This is a genomic window from Pseudoalteromonas sp. NS-SX12, assembly GCF_057367955.1.
On sequence record NZ_CM170634.1, the window covers coordinates 1,432,885 to 1,458,047 of the forward strand.

General features: G+C 40.9%; 20 protein-coding genes. 11 read left to right on the plus strand and 9 right to left on the minus strand.

Going from position 1 to position 25,163, the window contains the following annotated elements; genetic code table 11:
* From AC2IOM_RS06740 to rpmG, 4 genes are all read left to right on the plus strand, one after another.
* Complete coding sequence (locus AC2IOM_RS06740) at positions 1-3,123, plus strand: efflux RND transporter permease subunit (protein WP_486359497.1); 3,123 nt, start codon at positions 1-3, stop codon at positions 3,121-3,123.
* 11 nt (positions 3,124-3,134) lie between these two features.
* Complete coding sequence (locus AC2IOM_RS06745) at positions 3,135-4,193, plus strand: efflux RND transporter periplasmic adaptor subunit (protein ID WP_486359498.1); 1,059 nt, start codon at positions 3,135-3,137, stop codon at positions 4,191-4,193.
* Positions 4,194-4,554: 361 nt separating this feature from the next.
* Complete coding sequence (rpmB, locus tag AC2IOM_RS06750; protein WP_010562023.1) at positions 4,555-4,791, plus strand: 50S ribosomal protein L28; 237 nt, start codon at positions 4,555-4,557, stop codon at positions 4,789-4,791.
* Positions 4,792-4,803: 12 nt separating this feature from the next.
* On the plus strand, positions 4,804-4,959 hold the full coding sequence (gene rpmG / locus AC2IOM_RS06755; RefSeq protein ID WP_005493124.1) for a 50S ribosomal protein L33: 156 nt from the start codon (positions 4,804-4,806) through the stop codon (positions 4,957-4,959).
* Positions 4,960-5,207: 248 nt separating this feature from the next.
* Here the strand turns inward: rpmG and AC2IOM_RS06760 are convergent, their stop codons facing one another.
* Together AC2IOM_RS06760 and AC2IOM_RS06765 are read right to left on the minus strand one after the other, a co-directional pair.
* A complete protein-coding gene (locus tag AC2IOM_RS06760) occupies positions 5,208-7,226 on the minus strand; it encodes a tetratricopeptide repeat-containing diguanylate cyclase (protein ID WP_486359499.1) in 2,019 nt (672 codons plus the stop codon).
* Between the two features lie 123 nt (positions 7,227-7,349).
* Positions 7,350-8,270, minus strand: a complete 921-nt coding sequence (locus tag AC2IOM_RS06765) for a manganese-dependent inorganic pyrophosphatase (RefSeq protein ID WP_010562021.1) — start codon at positions 8,268-8,270, stop codon at positions 7,350-7,352.
* Positions 8,271-8,684: 414 nt separating this feature from the next.
* On the opposite strand from AC2IOM_RS06765, the gene AC2IOM_RS06770 reads away from it, so the two are divergent.
* Together AC2IOM_RS06770 and mutM are read left to right on the plus strand one after the other, a co-directional pair.
* Positions 8,685-9,146 carry a hypothetical protein gene (locus AC2IOM_RS06770; RefSeq protein WP_486359500.1) on the plus strand — a complete coding sequence of 154 codons (462 nt, stop codon included), beginning with the start codon at positions 8,685-8,687 and terminating at the stop codon, positions 9,144-9,146.
* 8 nt (positions 9,147-9,154) lie between these two features.
* The gene (gene mutM / locus AC2IOM_RS06775) at positions 9,155-9,964 is read left to right on the plus strand and encodes a bifunctional DNA-formamidopyrimidine glycosylase/DNA-(apurinic or apyrimidinic site) lyase (protein ID WP_486359501.1); all 810 of its coding nucleotides are present in this window, start codon (positions 9,155-9,157) and stop codon (positions 9,962-9,964) included.
* 43 nt (positions 9,965-10,007) lie between these two features.
* On the opposite strand, the gene AC2IOM_RS06780 is transcribed toward mutM, so the two are convergent.
* From AC2IOM_RS06780 to AC2IOM_RS06790, 3 genes are read right to left on the minus strand one after another with little or no spacing between them, the layout of a single operon-like run.
* Positions 10,008-10,508, minus strand: coding sequence for a DUF3299 domain-containing protein (locus tag AC2IOM_RS06780; RefSeq protein ID WP_138629960.1), 501 nt, complete (start codon positions 10,506-10,508; stop codon positions 10,008-10,010).
* A 7-nt stretch (positions 10,509-10,515) separates the two neighbouring features.
* A complete protein-coding gene (locus AC2IOM_RS06785) occupies positions 10,516-11,853 on the minus strand; it encodes an ABC transporter permease (RefSeq protein WP_486359502.1) in 1,338 nt (445 codons plus the stop codon).
* On the minus strand, positions 11,850-12,536 hold the full coding sequence (locus tag AC2IOM_RS06790) for an ABC transporter ATP-binding protein (RefSeq protein ID WP_486359503.1): 687 nt from the start codon (positions 12,534-12,536) through the stop codon (positions 11,850-11,852). Before AC2IOM_RS06790 ends, AC2IOM_RS06785 begins: the two co-directional genes overlap by 4 nt.
* A gap of 199 nt (positions 12,537-12,735) precedes the next feature.
* Between AC2IOM_RS06790 and AC2IOM_RS06795 the strand changes: the two genes are divergently transcribed.
* The 4 genes from AC2IOM_RS06795 to AC2IOM_RS06810 all read left to right on the plus strand — a co-directional run bounded on the left by AC2IOM_RS06795 (position 12,736) and on the right by AC2IOM_RS06810 (position 18,932).
* Positions 12,736-13,836 (plus strand): phosphoribosylaminoimidazolesuccinocarboxamide synthase, encoded by a 1,101-nt coding sequence (locus AC2IOM_RS06795; RefSeq protein ID WP_105170235.1) that lies wholly within the window; start codon positions 12,736-12,738, stop codon positions 13,834-13,836.
* A gap of 547 nt (positions 13,837-14,383) precedes the next feature.
* Entirely contained in the window at positions 14,384-16,219 is a 1,836-nt protein-coding gene (locus AC2IOM_RS06800; protein ID WP_486359504.1) for a S8 family serine peptidase, read from the plus strand.
* Positions 16,220-16,355: 136 nt separating this feature from the next.
* Positions 16,356-18,173: a S8 family serine peptidase gene (locus AC2IOM_RS06805; protein WP_486359505.1), complete on the plus strand. Its 1,818-nt coding sequence runs from the start codon at positions 16,356-16,358 to the stop codon at positions 18,171-18,173.
* Between the two features lie 75 nt (positions 18,174-18,248).
* Positions 18,249-18,932 (plus strand): CPBP family intramembrane glutamic endopeptidase, encoded by a 684-nt coding sequence (locus AC2IOM_RS06810; RefSeq protein ID WP_054980534.1) that lies wholly within the window; start codon positions 18,249-18,251, stop codon positions 18,930-18,932.
* 7 nt (positions 18,933-18,939) lie between these two features.
* Here the strand turns inward: AC2IOM_RS06810 and AC2IOM_RS06815 are convergent, their stop codons facing one another.
* From AC2IOM_RS06815 to AC2IOM_RS06830, 4 genes are all read right to left on the minus strand, one after another.
* Complete coding sequence (locus AC2IOM_RS06815) at positions 18,940-20,130, minus strand: hypothetical protein (RefSeq protein WP_486359506.1); 1,191 nt, start codon at positions 20,128-20,130, stop codon at positions 18,940-18,942.
* A gap of 43 nt (positions 20,131-20,173) precedes the next feature.
* Positions 20,174-22,531 carry an EAL domain-containing protein gene (locus tag AC2IOM_RS06820; RefSeq protein ID WP_486359507.1) on the minus strand — a complete coding sequence of 786 codons (2,358 nt, stop codon included), beginning with the start codon at positions 22,529-22,531 and terminating at the stop codon, positions 20,174-20,176.
* A 6-nt stretch (positions 22,532-22,537) separates the two neighbouring features.
* Entirely contained in the window at positions 22,538-23,191 is a 654-nt protein-coding gene (locus AC2IOM_RS06825) for a cupredoxin domain-containing protein (protein ID WP_486359508.1), read from the minus strand.
* A gap of 201 nt (positions 23,192-23,392) precedes the next feature.
* On the minus strand, positions 23,393-24,253 hold the full coding sequence (locus tag AC2IOM_RS06830; RefSeq protein WP_486359509.1) for a YicC/YloC family endoribonuclease: 861 nt from the start codon (positions 24,251-24,253) through the stop codon (positions 23,393-23,395).
* A gap of 188 nt (positions 24,254-24,441) precedes the next feature.
* On the opposite strand from AC2IOM_RS06830, the gene rph reads away from it, so the two are divergent.
* Complete coding sequence (gene rph / locus AC2IOM_RS06835) at positions 24,442-25,155, plus strand: ribonuclease PH (protein ID WP_010561976.1); 714 nt, start codon at positions 24,442-24,444, stop codon at positions 25,153-25,155.
* Positions 25,156-25,163: the final 8 nt, after the last annotated feature.

Consider the following 25,163-nt stretch of genomic DNA (forward strand, 5'->3'; position numbering starts at 1 on the left):
ATGAATATCACAAGAAGTTCCTTAAAAAACCCAGCCAGCGTGCTGGTGATTTTAGTGCTAATTATGCTGTTTGGTACAATTAGTATCTTTAAACTACCTATCCAATTAACCCCCGACATTGAGCAACCACAAATCACGATTATTTCAGGTTGGCGCCAAGCTGCCCCAGAAGAAATCGAGTCAGTGATCATTGAGCCGTTAGAAAATGCGGTAAAAAACACGCCTGGTGCGCTTGAAGTAAATACGCAAATTAACCAAGGGCAGGGTTTTATTAATTTAACCTTTGCTGTTGGCAGCGATATGCAAGAGGCGATGCTAAATGTGCTAAACAGCTTAAATCAAGCACCGCCTTTGCCTTTAGATGCAATGGACCCAATTGTTACGGCAGGTGGTAATGCAGGCCCTGGCTCTGGTGGACCAACCGCAGCAACGTTATTGGTGGTACCTACGGAAAGTAGTGGCCATCTCGATATGGCGCGTTATCAAAAACAAATTGATGAATTAATTCAACCGCGTTTGGCTAAAATTCCCGGCGTGGCCTTTGTGAACTTAGCGAGTGAAAGACCACGTGAGCTGCGTGTTACTTTTGACCCCCATAAAGCAGCAGCGCTAGGCATTAGCTTAAATCAAATTAGCCAAACACTTGCTTCTTCTACCGATACTTCAGGTGGTATTGCCGATGTTGGTCGTCGTCAATATACCGTACGTTTCACTGGGCAATATGATTTAGATAATATGGCGCAAATGCGCATTGGCTATTCAGGTGAGCGCGCTATTTTCTTAGGCGATGTAGCGAAAATTGAAAATACCGTAACAGACCGCCGTGCAATGACGCTGCGAAATGGCAAACCTGCTTATTACATTACGCTTACCCGTGCTAATGAATCGAATACTGTTGCGGTACTTGATGAGCTGAATGCCACAATTAAAGAATTAAACGAAGGTATACTAGCTCAAGAAGGCTTAGCGATTGAATTAAGTTACGATGCATCTGTGCATATTCGTAACGCATTACAGTTGGTAAAAAGTAACCTTGGCCTAGGTGTACTATTGGCCTGCGGTATTTTGTGGTTGTTTTTCAGAGGTTGGCGTACAACGTTAATTATTGCATCGACAATTCCGGTGTCGTTAATGGTGGCTTTTTTAGCGTTAAGTATTTTTAATCGCAGTTTAAATGTGGTGTCGTTGGCAGGATTGGCCTTTGCTGTAGGTTTAGTACTTGATGCTGCGATTATTGTGCAAGAAAATATCACGCGATTGATGCAAGCAGGCATGGCACGAAAGCAAGCCGTGTTAAAAGGCGCGGTGCAAGTAAGTGGTGCGCTATTTGCCTCAACTGCGACCAGCGTAGCGATTTTCCTACCAATTTTATTTATGGCGGGTATTGAAGGTCAGCTCTTTTCAGATTTAGCGTTAACGCTTTCTATTGCGGTAATTGCCTCATTAATTAGTGCTATCAGTATTATTCCTATCGCCAGTAAATATTTACTGAGTAATGAAAATAACGACGATCAATTTCATGCCTACTGGCGTCGTTTAACCAATTTAATTATGCGACTCACTAGCACGCGCACTAAGCAAGTTTCTTGGGTGGTAGGACTGTTAGGTGGCGCGATACTGGTGACATACACTTTAGTGCCGCAAACTGACTTTATGCCGCGCGCACCAACGGATGGCTTTTTTTATAGTTTAGTAACACCAGCCGGTGCCAATATTGACTACATGGAAGAGGAACTGGCTGAGAAAGTAAAACAGCGCCTAATGCCTTATTACTTAGGTGAGAAATCACCTGCAATCAAAGATTTTAATTTCTATGTGTTTGGTTCAAATGCAGGTGGCTTTATTTATTCTGCCGATGCTCAGCGCGTAGAAGAGTTAATGCAAGTTGCTCGCGAGGAAATATTTGCAGAGCTACCCGACACCCAAGTCTTTTTATTTAGAGGCTCGATGATCCAAGTAGCAAATGGAGGCAACGGCCGCACTTTAAGTATTGATTTACAGGGCTCTGATATGGAGCAATTGATGTCTACTGCGCAATTAGCACTGGCTGAAGTGAAAAAAGCTATGCCAGAAGCAATGGCGCAGCCGCAACCCTCTCTTAATATGGCAGAGCCTGAATTGCGACTAACGCCAAATGATAGACGCATTACGCAAGCGGGTTTAACACGTCGTGATGTTGCAAGTGCGGTGCAAGCCTTTACCAGCGGTATGTTTATTAGCGAATACTTTGACGGTAACGAACGCATGAACGTGATTTTACGCGCTAATCCATGGCAAAGCCCTGAAGAGCTAGCGAGTTTACCTATCACAACACCATTGGCAGGTGTGCAAACGCTGGGTGAGCTAGCCACTATTGAGCGAACCGTTGGACCATCTCAATTACGCCGTGTAAATGGCTACCGTACTGTTAGTATTCAAATTACGCCGCCAAATGATATGAGTTTACAGCAGGCGCAAAAAATACTTACTGAACAAGTGATGCCCGTTGTGCGTGAAAACTTACCTCGCTCAGCAAACGCAATTTTGGCTGGGAATGCGCAAAAAATGAATTCAGCAATTGAAGAAATGGCCTACAACTTTGTGCTTGCGCTATTTATTTTATTTTTATTGATGACGGCACTGTTTAAATCGGCTCGCGATAGCCTGTTGGTATTGTTAGTTATGCCTCTGGCCGTAGCGGGCGGCATCTTGGCGCTAGCAGCACTTAACGTTGTGAGTTTTCAGTCACTCGATTTACTTACTATGATTGGCTTTATTATTTTACTCGGGCTGGTGGTGAACAATGCGATTTTATTAGTAGATCAAACTCGCCAAGGCGAACGCGATGGTTTATCACGCCGTGAAGCGGTTGAAAATGCAGTACTTATTCGTGCAAGACCGGTTTATTTAAGTACCTTAACCAGTTTATTTGGCATGTTGCCACTGATGATAATGCCGGGGGTGGGTTCGGAAATTTACCGAGGACTGGCGACTGTAATTGTTGGCGGTATGGCAATTAGTGCCATGTTTACCTTAATTTTAATGCCAAGTTTATTACTACTAGGTAAACAAACGCCACCGCAATTAAAACAAGCCAATACTAAAAACGATAAAACACAATTAGATCTGGTTGCTAATAAATAGGGGATACCAAGATGAGTAAACCATTAAATACGCTGTTAGTTGCTTCATCGCTGTTGGTTGCACCTTTATATGCATTACCAACGGTTGCGGTTAAATTGGTTGAGCAAGCGCCGCTTGTTCAAACTGTGGCTCTGAACGGCACCTTAAGAGGTAAAGGCGATGTTGATTTAACCGTTGGCACCGCGGGTAAGCTTAGTTTTGTTGCAGAGCCAGGCGCCATGATAAAGCAAGGTGATGTGATAGCACGAATTGAAATGCTACCGCTTGAATTAGAAGCGGCAGAGCAGCGCATTATGATTAAGCGAGCTGAAGTTAATTTAACTTATCAACGTCAAGAGCTTGAACGGCTTAAAAAATTAGCTAAGACTAGCAGTGCAGCAGCAAACCAAGTTGATTTAGTGCAAAGTCAGCATGACTTAGCTCTCACCGATATTGAGCTGGCAAAAGTGAAGCTGAAACAAATTGAAGACCGCATGGCACGAGCAACTGTGGTTGCACCATTTGACGGCATAGTCAGCAAACGCTTTTTATTAGCGGGCAGTGATGTAAGCCGTGCCGATAAGTTGGTGCATTTTATTGATATCAACAATTTGGAAGTACGTTTTTATGCGCCGGTAAAGTACTTGGCATATGCAGCGGTTGGTCAAAACGTTAGCTTAAGTAGTGGCAGCTTTGATAATTTGCAAACCGGTAAGGCAAGGGTAAGCGCGGTTATTCCAGCCACAGATTCGCGCTCGCAGACATTTGAAGTACGCGCTAAGCTGCTCACAAACAATAAAATGAGTTGGGCCAGTGGCCAACTTGTTGATGTTGATTTTAATATTGAAAAAACACAACCAAGCTTATTAGTTGAACGTGATGCGCTTATTTTACGAAAAGCAGGCGTTCATGTTGTAAAAATACAAGATGACAATAAAGCACAACAAGTTGCCGTGGAAGTTGGCCAAGGGCAAGGCAGTAAAGTTGAAGTGCGTCCTGTAACATTGGAGCAATTAAAACTAGGCGATAAAGTTGCCACCAGAGGCGCTGAAAGACTCACATCAGGACAAGAAGTATTAGTGCAAGAGTAAGCTTAATTAAAAATTTTGACACAAAGTGAGAAAAGCTATTGTTACTTTGTGCCTTTACTTACGAAATTAGTAGGCTAATTTAGTTCTGTTTGTAAAAAGAAAACTCGAAAAAACAGGCTGTTTTGCTTAATTCGCGGAAATAGTGAAAATAAAAGCAAGTTTTACTTTCCCTCGGGGCAAGAGATCACTATAATTAGCCGCTATAAAATTTACACATGAGCTGAACTAAAGATCGGGTTTCTTGATCTTAGCCTGTATTTGCTGTATAAAGAGCGCCCTTTGATTAATTCCGGGGCAGAAACGTACACAAACCTCGGAAGAAATGATTTAGCTCGAGCGAAGTTATTGGAGATAAATAGACATGTCTAAAGTCTGTCAAGTTACAGGTAAGCGTCCAGCGGTAGGTAACCACCGTTCACACGCTCGCAATGCGACTAAGCGTCGTTTTTTACCTAACCTACAAACTCACCGTTTTTGGGTTGAAAGCGAAAAGCGTTTCGTTACATTACGTACTACTACTAAAGGTATGCGTATTATCGATAAGAAAGGCATCGACGCGGTATTAGTTGATATCCGTGCTCGCGGCGAAAAAGTATAAGGAGCTTGAGTCATGCGTGATAAGATCCGTTTAGTTTCTACTGCTGGTACTGGTTATTTCTACACTACCGACAAAAACAAGCGTAACATGCCTGAAAAAATGGAAATCAAAAAGTACGATCCAAAAGTACGTAAACACGTGATTTTCAAAGAAGCAAAAATCAAGTAATTGTGATTTGCTGAAAGAATTAAAAAAACCCGAGTTTATCTCGGGTTTTTTATTGCCTGAATTTTAAGCCAGCTTAATTTAATAATATCCTCTCGCTTAAGTAAGTGTTTTACTTTAACGTTGTAAAGTTGTGTTGATGACAGGAAATGTTTTGCTGTTTAGTGGTTCTAATTGGGAATTGGCATCTTCAAGTATTTAACTTAAATGTTGCTTGAGATGTAAGATTACTGCTTTCAGCTCATTTTTTATTACTGTGTGCGACTGGTAACCGTCTTACTAACAATCATATCGTAGTTATTAATTACACTTGCTAGGTTGATTTGATACAAATCTAATAGTTCCCCTTGATTTCGTCCCGCCTGCTTTGCTTTGTATAACGCTTGATCTGCAAGTTCTAGGGCAAAGTCTAATGTTGTCTCATCATAAATATTGACGTTGGAAGCAGCGCCAATCGATACAGAAATTGACACGCGATGCAGTTCAAATGTAATGGGTTCTGAATTAGTAATAGTGAGTAATTTTTTTATAAGTTGAGCATCAGCTTCTAGGTTGCTATTTTCAATCACTAGTAAAAACTCTTCGCCACCCATGCGAATCAGATTATCTTGCTGGCGAATTGATTGCCGAATGCGCTGGCAAAATTGTTTTAGTACCTGATCGCCACAGGCGTGGCCATAGGTATCGTTGAGCGATTTAAAATGATCAATATCAAGGGCGAATAAGCTAAAGCTAACTTCAGGTACATTCAGCATACGCTCGCGCTGCTGTACTTCAAAAAAGCGACGGTTTAAAACTTCGGTAAGCGGATCGATAAAGCGTTCTTCATTGAGCTTGGTATTGTGTTTGGTTAGCTTTTTGTTGGATGTATTTAGCTTGCGATAAAAAAACGACAAAATAATAAAGGCCAATAAAGTGATAACAGCACTTAATACCCATATTCGTTTTTGCAATGACTTGTTTTCAATTTCAGTATTTTTGCGCTGATTATCAAACGCTAACTGCTCAATTTCTTGATCTTTTTGTGCCACCTCGTAAAGCTCTTTAATACGTAGCATGCGGCTCTCGCGTTCGGTGTTAAATATTTTATCGCTCAGTTCTTTGTAGCGTAACTGTGCTTTATATGCCGCTTCAAAATTTTCAATGCTGGCCATCGCTTCCGACCAAGATTTATAGTTATCTGCCAACAAGCTAATCATTTTATACTCTTCAAAATAGCTATTGCCTTTATCGAAGTACTCTTGAGCTAGGTCGAGCTGATTTAAATAAACATTATTAATCGCCATAATAGAGTAGGCGTGCGCAGCGAGGGTTTGATAGTCACTTTGTTGTGCATATTGCAGCGTTTTTTCTGCGTAGTCATTTGAAAGCGCAAGTTCGCCTTCAGTAAAGGCAATTGCCGCTAAATTACTGTAAATTTCATGAATTGCATCTTGGTTTTCAAGTTTTTTAGCCTGTTCAATAGCGTCTAGGTAAATGGCTTTTGCTTGAGCTGTATTACCTTGGCTATTCAGAATAAACCCTCTATTTTGATATAGACCTAAAATAGCATTTTGTTGGTCTACACTTTTATACCAATCAATCGCCCATTGGTTATTTATCAGTGCGTCGTCAAAAAAACCTAGCTCTGCTTCTGAGATTGCGATAATGGCTCTACTGGTGGCTTCTCGGTAATTGTCTTTATTCACGTTAGCAATGGTCATTGCCAATTTTGCAGCCTCAATTGCCGCCGAGTGCCTGCCTGTATCTTGCGCCATCATTGCAAAGCTAATGGCAATCCAGTATTTAAGCACAGGTGTTTGTGCGTTTAGTGCATAGTTAAATGATTGCTCAATGTAGAGATCGTATTGCTTAGCATCTTTTTCAAAATAATAGCGCCAAGATTTACAAAAGCTGGTTGCTGCAGAAATAGCGGGATCTGAGGCTGAGCTGATAGTCAGTGCCAGTAAACTTTGTTCTGTTTGTTGGTAGGCATCTTGTTGGTTATTCACCAGTTCAAGATAGCAGCGGTAACTTAATAAGTAGGCGAGATCGTTTAAATTATTTGTTGGATTTTGTTCATTAAACTGATTAAGCGCAGCCAGCATTTCAAGGTTGTCTTGGTTGTGCTTAAGCGAAAGCTGTTCAATGCGATTTTCGTAATTGGAGAATGTTAAGTTACTTTGCTTTTGAATGTGTGCGCTAATATTTTGCTGTGTTGCTTGCTCTATCTCTGTCGCATCAAGCGCAGCTGCAAATAAAACACAAAACAAAAATACTATTAATGGCATCGCAAACTTAACTAATTGAATTTATATAAGCATAGAGCTTAATTGATGGCTTGCATAGCGAAATGGCGCTTTATCTTAAGCATTAAAAAAGGCGCTAAACGCGCCTTTTTTACTAAAGCTTAATTAAGCAAATGCATCTTGTAGTGGTGGCACTACTTGCTTCTTACGGCTTAGTACACCATCTAACCAAACGCGGCTTTGCTCTGGTGCAACACCGTAAGCACGCTCAACAATGCCTTCGTCATCAGACGCGATAAGCATTTGTGAACCTTCTTTCATGATGTCTGTAAGTAGTAAGAATACAGAATGACGACCGCCTTCTTCTTTAAGCTTTGCAATGTCAGCTTCAAGGTCAGCTTTGATGTCGTCAAACACAGCTAGGTCGATAACTTCTAACTGACCGATACCTACTAGGTTACCGTTCATATTGAAGTCTTTAAAGTCACGCATAACGAGGTCGCGAGCTGGCGTGCCTTCAACCGCTGATTTCACTTTAAACATTTCCATACCGAATGCTTTGTAGTCTTCGATACCTGCGATTTCAGCCAGTACTTCAACACACTTGATGTCAGCAGTAGTACAAGTTGGTGACTTGAAGATAACCGTGTCAGAAAGAATCGCACCTAACATAAGACCCGCGATGTTCTTTGGAATTTCAACACCGTAGAAGTCATACATCATCTTGATGATAGTGTTTGAACAGCCTACAGGGCGGATCCAACACTCAAGTGGTGTAGACGTTGTTAAATCGCCCAGTTTGTGGTGGTCAACAACACCAACAACCGTTGCTTCATCAATGTCATCTGGTGCTTGTGTTTTTTCAGTGTGGTCTACAATGTAAACCTCTTCACCTGCGTAGCTCATTTTAAGCTCAGGTGCTTCAAAACCAAATGTGTCTAGAATGAACTGAGTTTCAGGTGATACATCGCCTAAACGTGTTGCGATTGCTGCCTCACCAATTTGATTCTTTAAATATGCAAGTGCAATTGCACCACAGATAGAATCTGAATCAGGGATCTTATGACCCACTACATACATTGCCATGGACGGAACTCCTTAAATTTTGGCGCATAGTTTAGCAAAAAAATAGCCTTTTAACAGCGACAGAAATTACTCATTTGGTATTACTTATACACTAGAGCGTGTTGAACTTTGTGGTTTAAATTCTGTTCAAATCCAAAGTGTTTTGATCGCGGTGTTGCTTTGTAGGCCTAGTGGGCTAGGTCAAGAAGCAACAACAAAGAACAAAACGCTTTGGGTGGAACCTGTTAGGCAGCGCTTGTTTATCGTTTATTTATGTAGAGTAACTACACTACAATCACTCTGCCTTGTCTAAATGCCAAACAAATTGCTGCAGAAATATACAGCAAAGGTCAACACGCTCTAGCTAAACGTGTGCTAAAACTGCTTGATTCATATAGACTTAGTAATACTGTAATATGCGCGTTTAGGATCGAAATGATTAGGCTTGGAAGAACTGGCTGGAATAATGTAATTATTTTCGCCATGCTGCTAATGATTTTTTTGTTTAATGGACTGCATCATAAGATTATCTCGACGTCTGATGATGAGACTACTCAATCATTGTTGCCAGCTAATAGCGCGGTACTTACCTATCAGTACAGTGATTTTAAAATTGAACGTATTGGCACGAGTTGGCGCACTAATAAGCAGTTAAATATTGATGTTGAATTGCTTGATTTAAATTGGCGACAAGCAAGCGGTGAGATGATGCCGATAGTTGATGAAAAGTCCTCGGCGCTCGCAAGCGTGGAACTTTTCATTGCAGGTTATGATCGCAGTTTGGTGTTTGACGTATTTACTACGCCAGATGGGTGTTTTGTTGATGATAATCAAGCGCGTCGTTTAAAATTAGATAAACAAACCTGCAATCAGTTATTTCCTACCACGGAGTTTTAGAGTTTTTTATGCCTGAATTACCAGAAGTTGAAGTAAGCCGTTTAGGCATTACACCACATATGCTAAAGCAAACGGTGAAACAAGTGCGCGTGCATCAAGCGCAATTGCGTTGGCCAGTGCCAGACGACGTTTATCAACTTGAAGGTAAAACCATTACAGACATTAGCCGCCGCGCAAAATACCTAATGATTAGTGTGGATACAGGCAGTGTGATATTACACTTAGGCATGTCGGGGAATCTGAGGGTGGTCGATAATTCTGTACCACTCAAAAAGCATGATCATATCGAAATAGAGCTCGAAAATGGCAAAGTACTCCGTCTAAATGATCCTCGTCGCTTTGGTGCCTGTTTGTGGCAAGCAGCGGGGGAAGTTCATAGCAGCTTACTAAAATTGGGCCCTGAGCCATTAACCGACGACTTTGATGCTGATTATTTGTATGAAAAATCACGACAAAAGCAAACTGCAATAAAACAGTTTTTAATGGATAACAGCGTGGTTGTAGGGGTTGGAAATATTTATGCCAATGAGTCTTTATTTAAAGCGGGTGTTCACCCTAAACGCGCTGCAGGTAAGATTTCTAAAAAGCGTTACCAACAATTAGTGCCTATCGTAAAGCAAACGTTAGCGGATGCTATTGAACAGGGTGGCACAACACTGAAAGACTTTGCCCAAACCGATGGCAAACCAGGCTATTTTGCACAGAAGTTATTGGTATATGGGCGTAAAGGTGAGCCGTGTGTAACCTGCAAAGAGCCGCTGCTCGAAATTCGTCAAGGACAACGCAGTACCGTGTATTGTAAAAATTGTCAGAAATAGAGTTAGAAAAAAGGCGCCGTAGCGCCTTTTTGTTTAGGTGTATTTAAAGGTCAAATGGCGCAACGCCCACACCTTCAATGCGATAACCTACTTTTGCCAACTCACCTTCCCAGCTTTCGGTTTTCATTTTACCGGTAACAGAAATCGCATCGTAAAGGCTTTCAATCGGTACGCCATCTTTAAAGGTTACATGCACAATCTGGTTTGGCGGCGGTGGTGGCACATGGATACAGGCGCCAAAATAAGGTACTAATAAAAATTCGGTGATCACTTCATCATTGCCTTCAAGTGGCACTACAAAGCCAGGTAATGTCACCATGGTATTATTCAGCTCTTTTACAATAGGCGCGTTTAAATCGGGTTGCACCCAGTTGGCTTCAGAGTTTTCATTATGTGCAGCTTGCCCTTCAACTGGTGATGAAGAATAGCCTTTAGGAATGAGATCTTCCCAGTAAAGCTCTTTTGCTTTTCCATTGGCAAACAGCTGATTACTTAATAACGTTATTAAGGCGAAAAAAGTAAACAATAGCGAATGTCGTTTCATATAATTCTCAAACTTTTATGGTTAAGCCATCGCTCAATGCGTAACGATATGCTTTGTAAGCAGGTAAACAACCAAATAAGGTACCAAGCAAAATAATACCAGCCAATAAGCTCATTTGATATTGGCTAAGTGCCATAAGTTGCAAGTGAATCCCGCTGATACTGCCAAGCATGTTAGCAAGCAATACAATAACAAGGTAATAAAATGCGATAGCCAGCAAGGTGGCACACGTTGTGATTAATAGTGCTTCTAACCCGAGTAACGTAAATATGGTACGTGGCGATGCGCCCACTGAGCGTAAAATCGCAAGCTCGCGGCGGCGCTGACTGAGACTTGCCAATAAATTAGTCAGCATACCAAGTAAAGCAATAACGACAACAGCCCCCGAGATAACCAATAACGCTTTTTCAAATACACCGACCACTTCCCATAATTGGCGCAAAGTAAACTTTGGCATAATCGCCAGCAGTGGCTCTTGCTTATATTGGCTGATATTGCGTTGTAGCTGCAGTGCAAAAATTGGACTTTTTAGGCCTAATAAAAATGCGCTGATTTGTTTTGGCTGGCCGGTGAGTTCCGCATTTGATAGGGCGGGCAACTTGCTATGTTCATCGCTTTGTTCGCTGTGATGTTGATGATCATCATGGTGGTCATGGTCATGGTCATGACGCTCATCTGCCTGATGTTTCTGGCTAATACTAGGCGTTGTTGAGCCATGAATGTTATCAATTGCCACTAATGGCACATGTACACTGTTATCAACCGCCGTGCCGGTGGCCGCTAAAATTCCCACGACTTTAAATGGGTGATCGTCATGATGGTGAAAACTGGTATTGCCAGCACCGTGCGACAGCACAATCGAGTCACCTAAATGGTAATGCAGTTTTTTAGCTACATTACTGCCAAGCACTACATGATTTACTTGTTCAAAAGCGTGCCCTTTTGAGAATGCGAGGTTTTGCTTATTGGCATAACGGTAATGAGTAAAGTAGTCATTATTGGTACCAATAACGCTAAAACCTTTGTGGCTATCACCAAGCGAAAGTGGAATAGCCCATTTTACAGAGCGCTTGCTAGTAATATCTTGATAGCTTTTGAAGCTTAAATTGTTAGTTGGGTGACCGATGCGAAATACCGAAAAAAGCAATAACTCAGTGCTACCGGTACGGGCACCGACAATTAAGTCGGTGCCTGATACCGTATTATGAAAACTCGCTTTGGCATCAACACGGGCACGTTCAATAAGCAGTAACAAGGTAATACTTAAAGCAATCGCAATGGTCGTTATCGCAATACTTGAAAAACGATTCAGTAAGCTTTTACGGGAGAGGGTTAATAGGCTCATAGTGTTTGCTCCTGCATAAAGCTTGAAAGCGCCACTTGCCTATCAAATAAATTTGCGAGCGTTTGGTCATGGCTGACAAACAAAACACTGGTTTGATTATTGTTAGCTTGCTCAAAAAGCTGGTTAATAAATTCTTCTCGGGCGTCGTTATCAAGGGCTGACGTTGGCTCGTCGGCAATAATTAACTCAGGTTCACCAAGTAATGCTCTGGCTGCTGCAACCCGCTGTTGTTGCCCGATGCTTAGTTGATTGACAGGCTTAGTAATATTCTGTTCGCTTAAACCAAGCGCCATTAATAATGTCGTCGCTCCTTTTTCAAGACTGCCGTATTTGGCTGTGGCTTTTTCAGTACGTATTTTTGAGAACTCACACCCCAGCGCTACATTTTCGGTCGCCGATAAAAAAGGAATTAAATTAAATTGCTGAAAAATATAACCAATGTGATTTGCGCGAAAGCGATCTTTTTGTTTTTGTGAAAGAGTCGAAAAAGCCGTGTCTAAAATCGAGATTGAACCACTGTTATGTTGCTGCACCCCAGTAATTAGCGAGAGCAATGTTGATTTACCACTGCCACTTGGGCCGTAAATAAATACATGTTCGCCTTTTGCTAAGGCAAAATCATGCAGCACAAATTGGCTGCGAGCGCCTGGGTAAGAAAAAGTGAGATTGTTTATCGCTAACATGACTGCACAAAATTAGTTTACATTGGTGTGATACTATAACAACAATACCTTGAAACCAATCTTTTGCGATAGCAATTCATACCCTTGCTTTTTTTGTTCAATTATTGAGTTTACAGTGACTTTTCACTAAAATTGGCGCACCCCAATTTAGAGCGCATAACGCGCTTTTCTAGTATCAAAAATATCTTTTGGAGTTTCCATGAGTTCATATAAGGTTTTGGACGTAAATGACGATTTACCGATCCGTACCAAAGGTAAGGTTCACAGCGGTAAAGTTCGCAGTGTTTATTGGTTAACCGAGCAAGACAGCGTTCGTTTAATCGAAGAAAAGGGATATAACATTCCAAAAGATACACCACTTGCACTGATGGTTATTTCAGACCGTATTTCAGCGTTTGACTGTATTTGGCAAGGCGAAAATGGCCTAAACGGTGTACCAGGTAAAGGTATTGCGCTTAACTCAGTGGCGTCTCACTGGTTTAAATTATTTGATGAAGCCGGTCTTGCGGGTAATCACATTGTTGATATTCCACACCCTTATGTATGGATTGTACGTAAAGCTGAAACTGTTCGCGTTGAAGCAATTGCACGCCAATACATTACGGGTAGTATGTGGCGCGATTATGCAAAAGGCGTTCGCAACTTCTGTGGTATTGATTTACCAGAAGGTTTAGAAGCTCACCAAAAATTAGACAATGTATTAATTACACCATCGACTAAAGGCATTATTACTGGCGTAGCAGAAGTGCCAGAAGTAGATGATGTAAACATTACGCGCGAAAACATCGAAAACAATTTAGCGGCATTTAACTTTAAGTCGGCAAGCGATATCGATTTATACGAAAAGCTATTAACTGAAGGCTTTAAGCTAATTAGCGAGCAACTTGCTGAGCTTGACCAAATTTTTGTGGATACGAAATTTGAGTTTGGTTATGTAGAAGAAGTCGATGGTTCGCATAAGCTTATTTATATCGATGAAGTTGGTACACCAGATTCATCACGTATTTGGGATGGCCCAGCTTACCGCGATGGTAAGATTGTTGAAAACTCGAAAGAGGGTTTCCGCCAGTTATTAATTAATAACGTACCTGATAGCGATGTATTACTTAATAAAGATCGCATGGATGAACGTGAAGAACTCGCCAAGGGTTACAAACTACCAGTCGATGTGATGATGCAAGTGTCAGACACTTACGTAGGTATTGCGAGCAAAATTGTTGGTAAACAGTTAGAAATTCCAAGCGATCCGCGTCAAGAAGTGATCGACATTCTTGATAAAGAGTACGGTCTAATCGACTAAGCTTTAATGCGCCTTAAATAACCCTTATTTAGGGCGCTTTTTTATAACACCTTTTCTTTATTAGATCTTACCTATTCAATCTACTATTTATTGCTTTCTACTTATCTTAGCGCTTTAGCCTGAAAATAAGGCTTCTCTCCCAGCATATTTTTGCCGTGTGTGTGACGTTTTTATGTGATGTTAACTTTGTTTACAAAGTGATTGTAAACAAATGTAACGGTGTTTTTGGGCTCAATATAAATGCAATGCGAAACAAGACTAATTTCTATTAAATTGAATTTGAGCAGGTCTGATGAGTTTGAAGGCATATATTGGAAATATTATCCCTTTTTTTCGATTAATTGAGTTGTTTGTTGCAATAATACTTTTAGCTGTTTAGCTCTGAAGCTGTTTAGATGTCTGCTTATTCTAATTTAAATTAAATTATTCCAATAATGGAATATGTGATTTTTGTTGTTGAAATGTTAAAACTTAGTTAACTTTATTCCCGAATACAGATACGGCTTTCAAAGCATGTGTCTCACTTTATGTAATCTGGGAAAGCTATATGAAATTAAAAACATTAACTACATCAGTACTACTAGCGTTAAGCACAGTAGCTACTGCGCAAGCAGCAGATGAAAACCGTTTTATCATCCAAGTTGATAACAACAACAAAGGCGTAGTAAAAGCGCTCGCTAAAAAACTTGGTGGTGATATTAAACTAGATTCAAATGGATTTTTTGCTGCAAGCTTCTCAGGGAAAGATTTATCAGAAGTGAAAGGACTTCTTAACAACCCACATATCAAACTAATTGAGCAAGATTTTGTGCGTAAGCCAATGTCACTTTACAGTGATGACATTGGTGATGCGATGACACAGCAATTAACACCGTATGCTGTATACCAATCACAGGCAGATCAACTGGCGTTTGATGCATCTTCAGATATGAAAGTATGCGTAATTGATTCAGGTCTTGATCAATCTAACCCAGATTTTGTTTGGGGTAACATCACTGGTGATAACGATTCTGGTACAGGTAACTGGAATGAGCACGGTGGTCCTCACGGTACTCACGTAGCGGGTACAATTGGTGCAGCTGATAACGGTTTTGGTGTAGTAGGTATGGCACCAGGCGTACCAATGCACATTATTAAAGTATTTAATGCTGAAGGCTGGGGTTACTCATCAGATTTAGCGCATGCAGCTAACCTTTGTAGCCAAGCTGGTGCAAACATCATTAGCATGAGCTTAGGCGGCGGCGGTTCTAACAGTACCGAATCAAACGCATTTGCGAACTTTACTGCTGCAGGTGGTTTAGTTGTAGCGGCAGCAGGTAATGACGGTAACAATGTGCGTTCATATCCTGCGGGTTACCCATCAGTTATGATGATTGGTGCTAACGACAATAACGACCAAATTGCTGATTTCTCACAATTCCCAAGCTGTAGTTCAGGTCGTGGTAAGCGTGCAACTGAAGATGAGACTATCTGTGTTGAAGTAACTGCTGGTGGTGTAGATACACTTTCTACTTACCCTGCAGATATGGCAACAAGCGCATCACTTTCTGCAGATGGCGTTGCGATGAATACGTCATCAATGGAAAATGCAGGTGAAGCAACAGCCTCTACCTTCTTTATGGGTACAGCTGAAGCGGTTAACTCTGCAGCTGCAGGTAAAATTTGTGTTATCGACCGTGGTAATATTTCATTCCATGATAAAGTACTTAACTGTGAAAACTCAGGCGGTGTGGGTGCTGTTATTATTAATAACGAAGCGGGCATGCTTTACGCAACATTAGGTGATGCTAACGCAACCTCAATTCCTGCTGTAGGTGCAGCACTTGAAGATCGTGCAGCGCTCCTAAATGCAGCATCAATGACAGTTAAAATTGGTACAAGCGATTACGGCTTTATGAGCGGTACGTCAATGGCTACTCCAGCTGTTTCAGGTATTGCAGCACTAGTTTGGTCAAACCACCCAACCTGTACTGGTACTGAAATCCGTGATGCGCTTAAAGCAACAGCGCAAGATGCAGGTGCGGCAGGTAAAGATGTTTACTTCGGTTACGGTATTGTTAAAGCAAAAGCGGCTGATGATTACCTAACAGCGAATGGTTGTACTGGCGGTGACAATGGCGGCGGTAACGGTGGCGGTGAAGTCGATATCACATTATCAGCACAGGGTTACAAAGTGAAAGGTACTAAACGTGTAGACCTAACTTGGTCAGGTACAAGTGTATCTTCAATGGACGTTTTCCGTAATGGTTCAATGGTTGCGACAGTATCAAATACAGGTAGCTACACTGATGCAGTTGGTGGTAAAGGTGGCGGTAGTTTCACTTACCAAGTATGTGAAGCGGGTACTTCAACATGCTCTGCTGAGAAAACAGTTGTTTTTTAATTAATTTTCTAATCAACCCATAAATCAAAGCCGCTTACGCGGCTTTTTTATGCGCTGCAATACCTGTTATTACTGGCATTTCGCATAAAATTTACTATTCTAAAAACTGCAACAATCATGTTTGGGGCAGTAACTTATGAAACTCTCTTCTCTTACCGTATGCATTGCATTGTCTTTTACTGCGAGTGTGTACGCCGAAATCGATAACCACCGTTATATCATTCAAGTCGACAATGGTCATAAAGGCGTAGTTAAAGCACTCGCAAAGCAATTAGGTGGCGAAATTAAGCTTGATAGTGATGGCTTTTTTGCCGCGTCATTTAATGGTACCGATTTATCTACGTTAAAAGGGCTGTTAAATAACCCGCATATTAAATTGATTGAACAAGATCATCCTCGCCAAGCATTTAATCTGTTTAATGATGATATTGGCGATGCAATGTCACAGCAATTAACGCCTTATGCTGTGTATCAATCACAAGCAAATCAAGTGTTATTTGATGGCAATACTGGTATTAAAGTTTGCGTGATTGACTCGGGCTTAGACCAATCTAATAACGATTTTGTGTGGGGCAATATAGATGGCACTAACGATTCCGGTACTGGTAACTGGTATGAGCAAGGTGGACCTCACGGCACCCATGTAGCAGGCACCATTGGGGCTGCGGATAACAGTTTTGGTGTTGTGGGTATGGCACCCGGCGTACAAATGCACATTGTAAAAGTATTTAATGCCAGTGGTTGGGGGTATTCATCAAGCCTTGCCCATGCCGCCAATGTTTGCGCGGCAGCAGGTGCTAATATCATTAATATGAGTTTAGGTGGCGGTGGTGCAAGCTCTACTGAGTCTGCCGCATTTGAAAACTTTGCCAGTGCTGGAGGTCTGTCTGTAGCTGCGGCTGGTAATGATGGCAATAGTGTTCGCAGTTACCCTGCAGGTTATGCGTCGGTGATGATGATAGGCGCTAACGATGCTAACAATCAAATCGCTAGTTTTTCTCAATTTCCAAGTTGTGAAACGGGTCGTGGTAAAAAACGAAAACAAGATGAAACCATTTGCGTAGAAGTCACCGCTGGTGGTGTAGATACCTTATCAACCTATCCTGCAGGAACTGCAAGTACTGCGGCTGTGTTAGCTGATGGTTTTGGGGTTGCTTCGAGCGCGATGGAAAATACAGGGGACGAAACCGCTGCACCTCACTTTATGGGGCTCGGAGATTCTGTCGATAGTGGTGCAAACGGCAAGGTGTGTGTGATTGATAGAGGTAGTATTAGTTTTCATGATAAAGCGCTTAATTGCCAAAACTCTGGTGGTGTTGCTGCGGTTATAGTGAATAATGAGGCTGGGTTATTTAGTGGCGCATTAGGTTCGCCTAATAACACCAGTATTCCAACAGTAGGAGTAGCTCTCGAGGACAGAAGCCAAGTGCTAAATGCGTTATCTATCCGCGTTAAAGTGGGAGCTAGCGATTATGGTTATATGAGTGGCACATCTATGGCAACTCCAGCCGTTGCAGGCGTAGCAGCACTGGTTTGGTCAAATCACCCAGATTGTAGCGGCGAAGATATTCGTAGTGCATTAAAAGCAAGCGCGCTTGATGGCGGAGCCACTGGTAAAGATGTGTACTTTGGTTATGGCATAGTACAAGCAAAAGCCGCAGATGATTACTTAATTGCTAACCCGTGCGGTGGTGATGGCGGTGGTGACCCAGGTACTACGGACCTTAACATAACTGGCTATAAAGTAAGGGGCGTACAACACGTAGACCTTGTTTGGTCGGGCATATCGGGCAGTTCGGTCGACATTTACCGTAATGGCAATGTTGTTAACTCAGTAAGTAATAATGGCGAATACACAGATAACATCGGCGTAAAAGGCGGTGGTAGCTACACCTATAAAGTATGTGAAGCTGGCACCAATCAATGCACTTCAGAGCAATCGGTGGTGTTTTAGCTAACTTGATTACTTCACATTAAATTCATTAAATTCTTAACGTGCCTTTCTATACTTTAATAGGAGGGCACGCTATTGAAACTCGATCCTACCCGTTGGGCGCCTAAGCATTATTACAAACGCATTTTGATTTGCGAATTTGTATTTTTATTCTTTTGTTTACCCGTATTTTTGTATTTCGTACGCGATGTGATTGCGCCTTACTTACTGCTTTTTTTGGTATCGGTAGTCGGGTGGTGTGTTTTACTGTTGTTAAGTGATCCGCGTTTTAAGCGTTTTCGCCTTTGGAATCCGGTGCAGCTTAAATTATCGCTCGATAGAGTAGTTGCTACTTTTTTAGTCGCAGCGCTATTAATGATGATAGCTAGTTGGTATTTTACCCCGCAATGGTTCTTTACGTTACCCACGCAACAAACTAAATGGTGGTTCTTGCTGTTAATTCTTTACCCTATTTTTTCAGCCTGGCCGCAGGAAGTAATTTTTCGTACCTTTATGTTTCATCGTTATAAACGGGTCTTTAAAAGTAAGCAGCTACGTGCATATTTAAGTGCGACAAGTTTTGCATTAGCACATCTGTTATTTGCAAATTGGATTGCGGTAGTGGGAGCCTTTATTGCAGGTTTAGTATTTTCATTTACCTATATTCATTCGCGCAGCACTTTGTTAGTCGCTGTTGAGCATAGTTTATGGGGATGTTGGTTATTTACAGCTGGGCTCGGAATGTATTTTGATAGCACAATGCGTTTATATGGCGAATAAATCATGTTTAATGTTTGAAGTAATAGCGGTAACCAATTTGATATTGGCTTTCTTTTTTATCTACTGCTTGGTTTACGTACCAGCGCGAAGGGCGTGTTGAATCGATATAGTTATACTCAGTTAGAATAAATGATTGTTTAGAGAGCTTATAGCGATAAGCGAGTGAAAGCGCATTACCTTGCTCGTTGTTGTTATCACCCCAAATGTTATCTAAATCATCCACATTAAAGTGCTCAAAGCGTGCTGCAATATGATGGTTTGACCAAAAATGACGTAACATTACAAATGCGTTGTTGAAATCATTATCGACCACTTTTTCTTGGTATGGTGATGTCATGTAAGTATTGCCTTTCATGTATTGGGCAATGACTTCCCATTCTTTCGCAAAACGGTATTTCAACGCTGAATGAATAAATTCTGTTGTCCATGTGTATTGGCCGTTTTCTACCACACCTTCTTTAGCAAAGTTATCGTAATAGCCTAAGTTGAATTTAAGTTTATTTGCGTACTTCCAATTGGCTGAAACATGCAAACCAAAACGGTCATCAAGCTCTAAAAAAGGGTCTGATTCAGCGGCTTGTGCAGCGAGTTTCTGTTGGCGTGCGGGAAAATCTTGTACAATTAATTTTTCATGTAGCAAGGTTTGGCGACTACCAACAGTCCAACCGTGCCACGCTAGCATTGCACCAGCAGGATCGTTGTTTTTAAACAGCGAAATATCGCCTGAAAAATTATGCTTTGAACCTGAGAATTTCCCCAACTTTTCAAGTGATAGGTTTATACCTGTATTTCGAAGTTCCTCACCAACCCAATTGTTTAAACTGCTAGAGGTTAATGTATAGGGGGTAGACCAGGCAGTAGCTACATTTTCAAAACTAATCGCTGGATAGAAAACACCGAGTTTTGATTTTATTCGCCAGCCATTGCTTGAAGGCAGGCCTTTGTAACTAACAAAGCCTTCGGTTATACCAATGACACTATTACCTTTGTTAGCAAATGCGTTAGCGACTAATGTTGCAGACCATGTTGAATTTAATTCCAAATTAAGATGGGCACCTAACTGTCCGAGTGCTATTCCAGAGCCATCGTCAAAACGAAACTTTCCATAATCACCGGTTAAATAGCTATTACTATCATCGCTTGTTACATGATAAGCCCTTAAATCAATTAGCCCTTTTATATTTGCATCTACGGCCAATAACTGGCTGCTTGTGCATAAAAGATAAATAGGTAGAAGGCTTTTAATCAAGGACTTTCGCATGTGTTTTTGTCTGTTTTTTATAGTTAGATTGAGATAACCATGCCTCAAATTCATGAGCGGGTAATGGTTTACTAATAAAGTATCCTTGTGCTAATTCACATCCTTGAGATTGAAGAAATAGTAATGTGGCTTCGTCTTCAATACCTTCCGCAACAACCGACAACCCCATATTGTGCGCAAGTTCAATGGTTGATTTAACAATGATTTGATCATTTTCATTATCGAGCAAATGCTGTACGAAGGACCGATCTATTTTTAGCTCTTGCACTGGCAGTTGTTTTAATTGCGCAAGTGAAGAATATCCCGTGCCGTAATCATCTATCGATAATTTAAAGCCGCTTTGATTTAGGTAGTTCAATACCTCGGTTGCCTTTTCAGGATCATCCACGACGGCATCTTCGGTAACTTCTAAAGTAATCGCGCAATCGGTTAATTGATGTTGTTGTTTTAACGAGATTACATAATCTGGATAGGACTTATCTAATATATTTTCGGCAGAAATATTTATTGCAATGTTGATGTGGATTCCATTTGATTGCCATGCCAAATATTGATTAATTGCCGCATTCGTTACCCAGCGAGTTAACGCATCCATTTGCCCGGTTTTTTCGGCAATGCTAATAAAACTATCTGGTGGAATTAAGCCTTTTTCAGGATGTTGCCATCTTACTAAGGCTTCAACGTGACTTATCTCCATTGTTTTTAACGAAAGCTTTGGCTGAAAAAACAGAGTGAGTTGGTTTTGTTCGATGGCTGTTCGCAAATTATTGGTTAAGAACAGGCGTTCAATGGCATTTTGGTCAAAAATTGGGTCATAAATTTGGAATGCTTTTTTGTTGTTTTTGGCGCGTTGAATTGCCACGTTGGATTTTTGTAATAATTCGGCCACAGAACAGTTTGGGTGTTGTGACGCAACAACAACACCAAAGGTAAACTGCAGGTGCAGATGAATGTTTTGAAATTGGCATTGCATTGTTAATGCTGATTGCAATGTGTCGATTAATACGTCTATGTTTTGGTTTTCAATTAGGAGTATAAAGTTTTCGTTACCTAAGTGATAACAATCAAAGTCATGTGGTGTATTTACAATACGATTCGCAACCTCATTGATGACATAGTCACTCGCCTGATAACCTAGGGTTTCGGCGATTTCCTCTGCTCTTAAAATACTCAGTTGTACAATTAAAAAGTCATGCTTGGATGTTTGACGTTTTTCAATTGCACTAACAAGTGCATTTCGATTAGGTAAATGTGTTAGTTGGTCATGAAAGGCTTGAAAGCTAATTGTTTTCTCGCGCGAAATAATCGCTTTTGTCATGTCATTAAATTCATTCGAAAGTTGTTTTAACTCTCGGCTACCCGACACATTTACGATACCGTCGTAATTACCTTTGGAAATTGATTTTACTTGGCTTATCAGACTTTTGATTGGGCGGGTAATGCCTCTTGCAATGGCAATTGCGCCAAACGTCGATAAAAGTACCGTAATAAAAACTAGCAAAGCTAATCGCGGCCACTGGATATCAATGCTTTTTAATAAATCTGCACGAGACTCAAAAAGCACCGCTGAAATATACCCATTGTCGGTGTTGCCAAGTTCTATTCGGTTATACAAATATTGATGTTCCGTATTGGCAATTATACGTTTAAATACATCGGCTTTTATTGGGTAATTATCTTCATCTGAGCTAGCAATAACTTGGTAATGCTTACCATCAAAGCTGGCAAAACCAATGTTTACATCGGTCAAGGTAGCGAGTTCATTAGCAAGTGCGTTATTAATCAAATAACCGAAACCCACCCAACCAACAATGCGAGAGCCACTTTTAATAGGTGCAAAGCTCAGTTGATAAAGTAAATCGTCAATAAAGACCAGTTGTGCCGTTTCTTGCTGTAAAAAGCTGGTGGGTTGGCTAAAAGGTTCACCTTGCCCTTTGCCCACTCGCACTTTTACTATTCCATCTTCGTTTGTGTAAGTAACTAGCTGCGCAAAAACGATTCCTTCGCTATTGATTGCCATTGCAAGGTCACTATCAATGCGTTTTCGGTGATTGTTTAGGGCAACTAAAAAGCTTTTTGTATCTTCGTCTAATACAGATTTTAGGCCGTAATCTTTTGCTGCTGTTTCAGCAAATGCAGAGAGGTAATAGCGGCGATTATTAAACTGTGTTTCAAATATATTAGATGCATTGCTTAAGCGATTATTTAATTGGGTACTCTCAAGCTTTACATTGGTGTGATAGGTAAAGTAGAAGCTAACCAGTTGCACGAGCAATAGTAAAAATAAGAACAATATTAAAATTTTACTTTGTAAACTGCGCACTTTGAAAAGTCTCATAGTTGATTAGTACTCTTCTAAAAATTCAAACTCTTCTTGCCCAACTTGTTTGGGAATAGGTAATAACGGTTTGGTTAGAGTTAATGTCAGTGTTTTTTTATCTGTGTTTAGCACATGGCTTTGGGTTATTTGATGTGATGGTGTGTCAAGTTGAGGATGCCAAACTGAAATATCATATTGGCCTGGGCTTTTTACTGTAAATACAGCGCTACCGTTTGTGTTTGTTTTAGTAAAATATGGTGTGTCGACAACCAATATGTAACCACTCATCCAATCATGAATGTTGCATCCCATTGCAACCTCTTCGGCTGCATTCATATCAGAGATATGCTTTGAATCACCCGCTTTTAACTTAAATTCAAATCGATTTTTACCTGACACAGAGTAAATATGATGGGTAATATCATCCTTATTTGAGAAAACAACATTTTGCCCTTTTTGCATCACGGTAATATATGGCGTAAATTTTTTACCTTGTTGATCAATGACCAATTTTTGGTTGTTGCTTGGTAAATCGGCGACCCTAGCTTTTGGCGTTACAAATACGACGACTTTATTTACAGCGTTATTATTTTTATCAACGACGTTCACCGTGAGCTCGAGTGCATTAGCTTCACTAAATGTAGTAACCGCTGATATTAAAAGTAATAAGTACCTCAAAAGATTTTCCCCATGCAATGCCAAGCTCATTTCAAATTAATTGTTAATGTTGAAAAGTGATTTTATGAGCTAAAAGTAAGTTTAGACCCGTTTATAGCTAGAGCGAGGTTTTAAGGAAAAAATTGCAAGATTTATTAATAATATAAAAAAAGCCAATCGGTGTTCGATTGGCTTTTTCGATATAGTAGATGTAAAAAGAGTTTATTCGATGTTTTGGATCTGCTCACGCATTTGTTCAATCAGTACTTTTAACTCAACCGCTGCGTTGGTGACTTCAGTATTGATAGACTTTGATGCGAGTGTATTTGCTTCACGGTTAAACTCTTGCATCATAAAATCTAAACGGCGGCCGCATGCGCCACCTTTTTTCAGGATTTTACGGGTTTCTTTAACGTGCGATTGCAGACGATCAAGTTCTTCAGCAACATCTTGCTTTTGTGCTAGGTAAATTAGTTCTTGCTCAAGGCGGTTTTGGTCAATCTCTGCTTTTAACTCTTCTAAACGGTTCGTTAATTTTTCACGCTGCCATTTCATTACTTCAGGCATTTGTCCGTTTACAATTTCAACTTGCTCAATAATCGCGGTTAAACGGGTATCTATCATGGTTTCAAGGTTTGCACCTTCCGAACCACGCGCATCAATAAAATCAGAAACCGTTTTATCAAAACCACTTAGCAATTCTGTTTGCACTGAATCCATATCCATTTCTTCAGCTTCCATAACACCTGGCCAACGCAGAATGTCCATCGGACTGATTTCGCCATCAATTTGTTCTTGTAGCCAAGTTGCATTTTTCATAATTTGCTTAGCTAACGCTTGATTGATTTTCATCTCGCCAACATGCGCAGGGTTGGCATTAAACTTAAGTGACACTTCTACTTTACCGCGCTGCAATTGCTTGCGTAGTTTTTCACGGATAACAGGCTCTAGTGCTCTAAATTGTTCTGGTAGACGAATAAAGGTTTCTAAGTATCTTTGGTTAACTGAGCGAATTTCCCAAACGCCGTTACCCCAGTCACCTTTAACTTCATGGCGAGCGTAGGCTGTCATACTATGGATCATGTGCGGTTTCCTAAGTTTTTAGAAATGATAATTTATGCTTGGTCGCATTATAGCGGAAGTTGTTAAGCAGCTTACAGTAAATTTTATCTGATAAAAATATAAAGACTGTGCCTTTTATGACTTTTCCCATAGCGATTCGAACAATTAGTTCTTATAATATGCCAAATCTTGAATAGTGAGGATATCCAATGCGTCCTAGTGAACGAACGCCTAACCAAATTCGCCCAGTTTCTTTTACTCGTAATTATACAATGCATGCTGAAGGTTCAGTATTAGTTGAGTTCGGCAATACCAAGGTATTGTGTACTGCAACAGTTGAAGCAGGCGTGCCGCGCTTTATGAAAGGGCAAGGTAAAGGTTGGATCACGGCTGAATACGGTATGTTACCGCGTTCAACTCACAGCCGTTGTGGTCGTGAAGCTGCAAAAGGCAAGCAAGGTGGTCGCACTATGGAAATCCAACGCCTTATTGCACGTTCGTTACGTGCAGCGGTTGATTTAGCTGCGCTTGGCGAAAATACAATTACGATTGATTGTGATGTTATTCAAGCTGATGGTGGTACTCGTACTGCTTCAATTAGTGGTGCATGTGTAGCATTAGTCGATGCACTTACCTACATGCGTACTAAAGGTATGATCAACGCAAATCCACTTAAGCATATGATTGCTGCAATCTCGGTGGGTATTTATAACGGTGAAGCGGTAACGGATCTTGAATATTTAGAAGATTCAGAAGCTGAAACGGATATGAATGTGATTATGACTGAGACCGGTAAGTTTATAGAAGTGCAAGGTACTGCTGAAGGCGAACCGTTCTCTTATGACGAATTAACTGACTTACTTGAATTAGCTAAGCATTCAATTCGCGAAATCATCGATATGCAAAAGCAAGCGTTAGCGTAATAGGGTAC

Excerpts from the sequence above, each read along its gene's own strand:
- AC2IOM_RS06760 (WP_486359499.1), bottom strand. The coding sequence starts at position 7,226 with ATGCCATTAATAGTATTTTTGTTTTGTGTTTTATTTGCAGCTGCGCTT.
- AC2IOM_RS06805 (WP_486359505.1), top strand. The coding sequence starts at position 16,356 with ATGAAACTCTCTTCTCTTACCGTATGCATTGCATTGTCTTTTACTGCG.
- AC2IOM_RS06785 (WP_486359502.1), bottom strand. The coding sequence starts at position 11,853 with ATGAGCCTATTAACCCTCTCCCGTAAAAGCTTACTGAATCGTTTTTCA.
- AC2IOM_RS06745 (WP_486359498.1), top strand. The coding sequence starts at position 3,135 with ATGAGTAAACCATTAAATACGCTGTTAGTTGCTTCATCGCTGTTGGTT.
- AC2IOM_RS06790 (WP_486359503.1), bottom strand. The coding sequence starts at position 12,536 with ATGTTAGCGATAAACAATCTCACTTTTTCTTACCCAGGCGCTCGCAGC.
- rpmG (WP_005493124.1), top strand. The coding sequence starts at position 4,804 with ATGCGTGATAAGATCCGTTTAGTTTCTACTGCTGGTACTGGTTATTTC.
- rpmB (WP_010562023.1), top strand. The coding sequence starts at position 4,555 with ATGTCTAAAGTCTGTCAAGTTACAGGTAAGCGTCCAGCGGTAGGTAAC.
- AC2IOM_RS06800 (WP_486359504.1), top strand. The coding sequence starts at position 14,384 with ATGAAATTAAAAACATTAACTACATCAGTACTACTAGCGTTAAGCACA.
- rph (WP_010561976.1), top strand. The coding sequence starts at position 24,442 with ATGCGTCCTAGTGAACGAACGCCTAACCAAATTCGCCCAGTTTCTTTT.
- mutM (WP_486359501.1), top strand. The coding sequence starts at position 9,155 with ATGCCTGAATTACCAGAAGTTGAAGTAAGCCGTTTAGGCATTACACCA.
- AC2IOM_RS06765 (WP_010562021.1), bottom strand. The coding sequence starts at position 8,270 with ATGGCAATGTATGTAGTGGGTCATAAGATCCCTGATTCAGATTCTATC.
- AC2IOM_RS06740 (WP_486359497.1), top strand. The coding sequence starts at position 1 with ATGAATATCACAAGAAGTTCCTTAAAAAACCCAGCCAGCGTGCTGGTG.
- AC2IOM_RS06780 (WP_138629960.1), bottom strand. The coding sequence starts at position 10,508 with ATGAAACGACATTCGCTATTGTTTACTTTTTTCGCCTTAATAACGTTA.
- AC2IOM_RS06820 (WP_486359507.1), bottom strand. The coding sequence starts at position 22,531 with ATGAGACTTTTCAAAGTGCGCAGTTTACAAAGTAAAATTTTAATATTG.
- AC2IOM_RS06795 (WP_105170235.1), top strand. The coding sequence starts at position 12,736 with ATGAGTTCATATAAGGTTTTGGACGTAAATGACGATTTACCGATCCGT.
- AC2IOM_RS06830 (WP_486359509.1), bottom strand. The coding sequence starts at position 24,253 with ATGATCCATAGTATGACAGCCTACGCTCGCCATGAAGTTAAAGGTGAC.
- AC2IOM_RS06770 (WP_486359500.1), top strand. The coding sequence starts at position 8,685 with ATGATTAGGCTTGGAAGAACTGGCTGGAATAATGTAATTATTTTCGCC.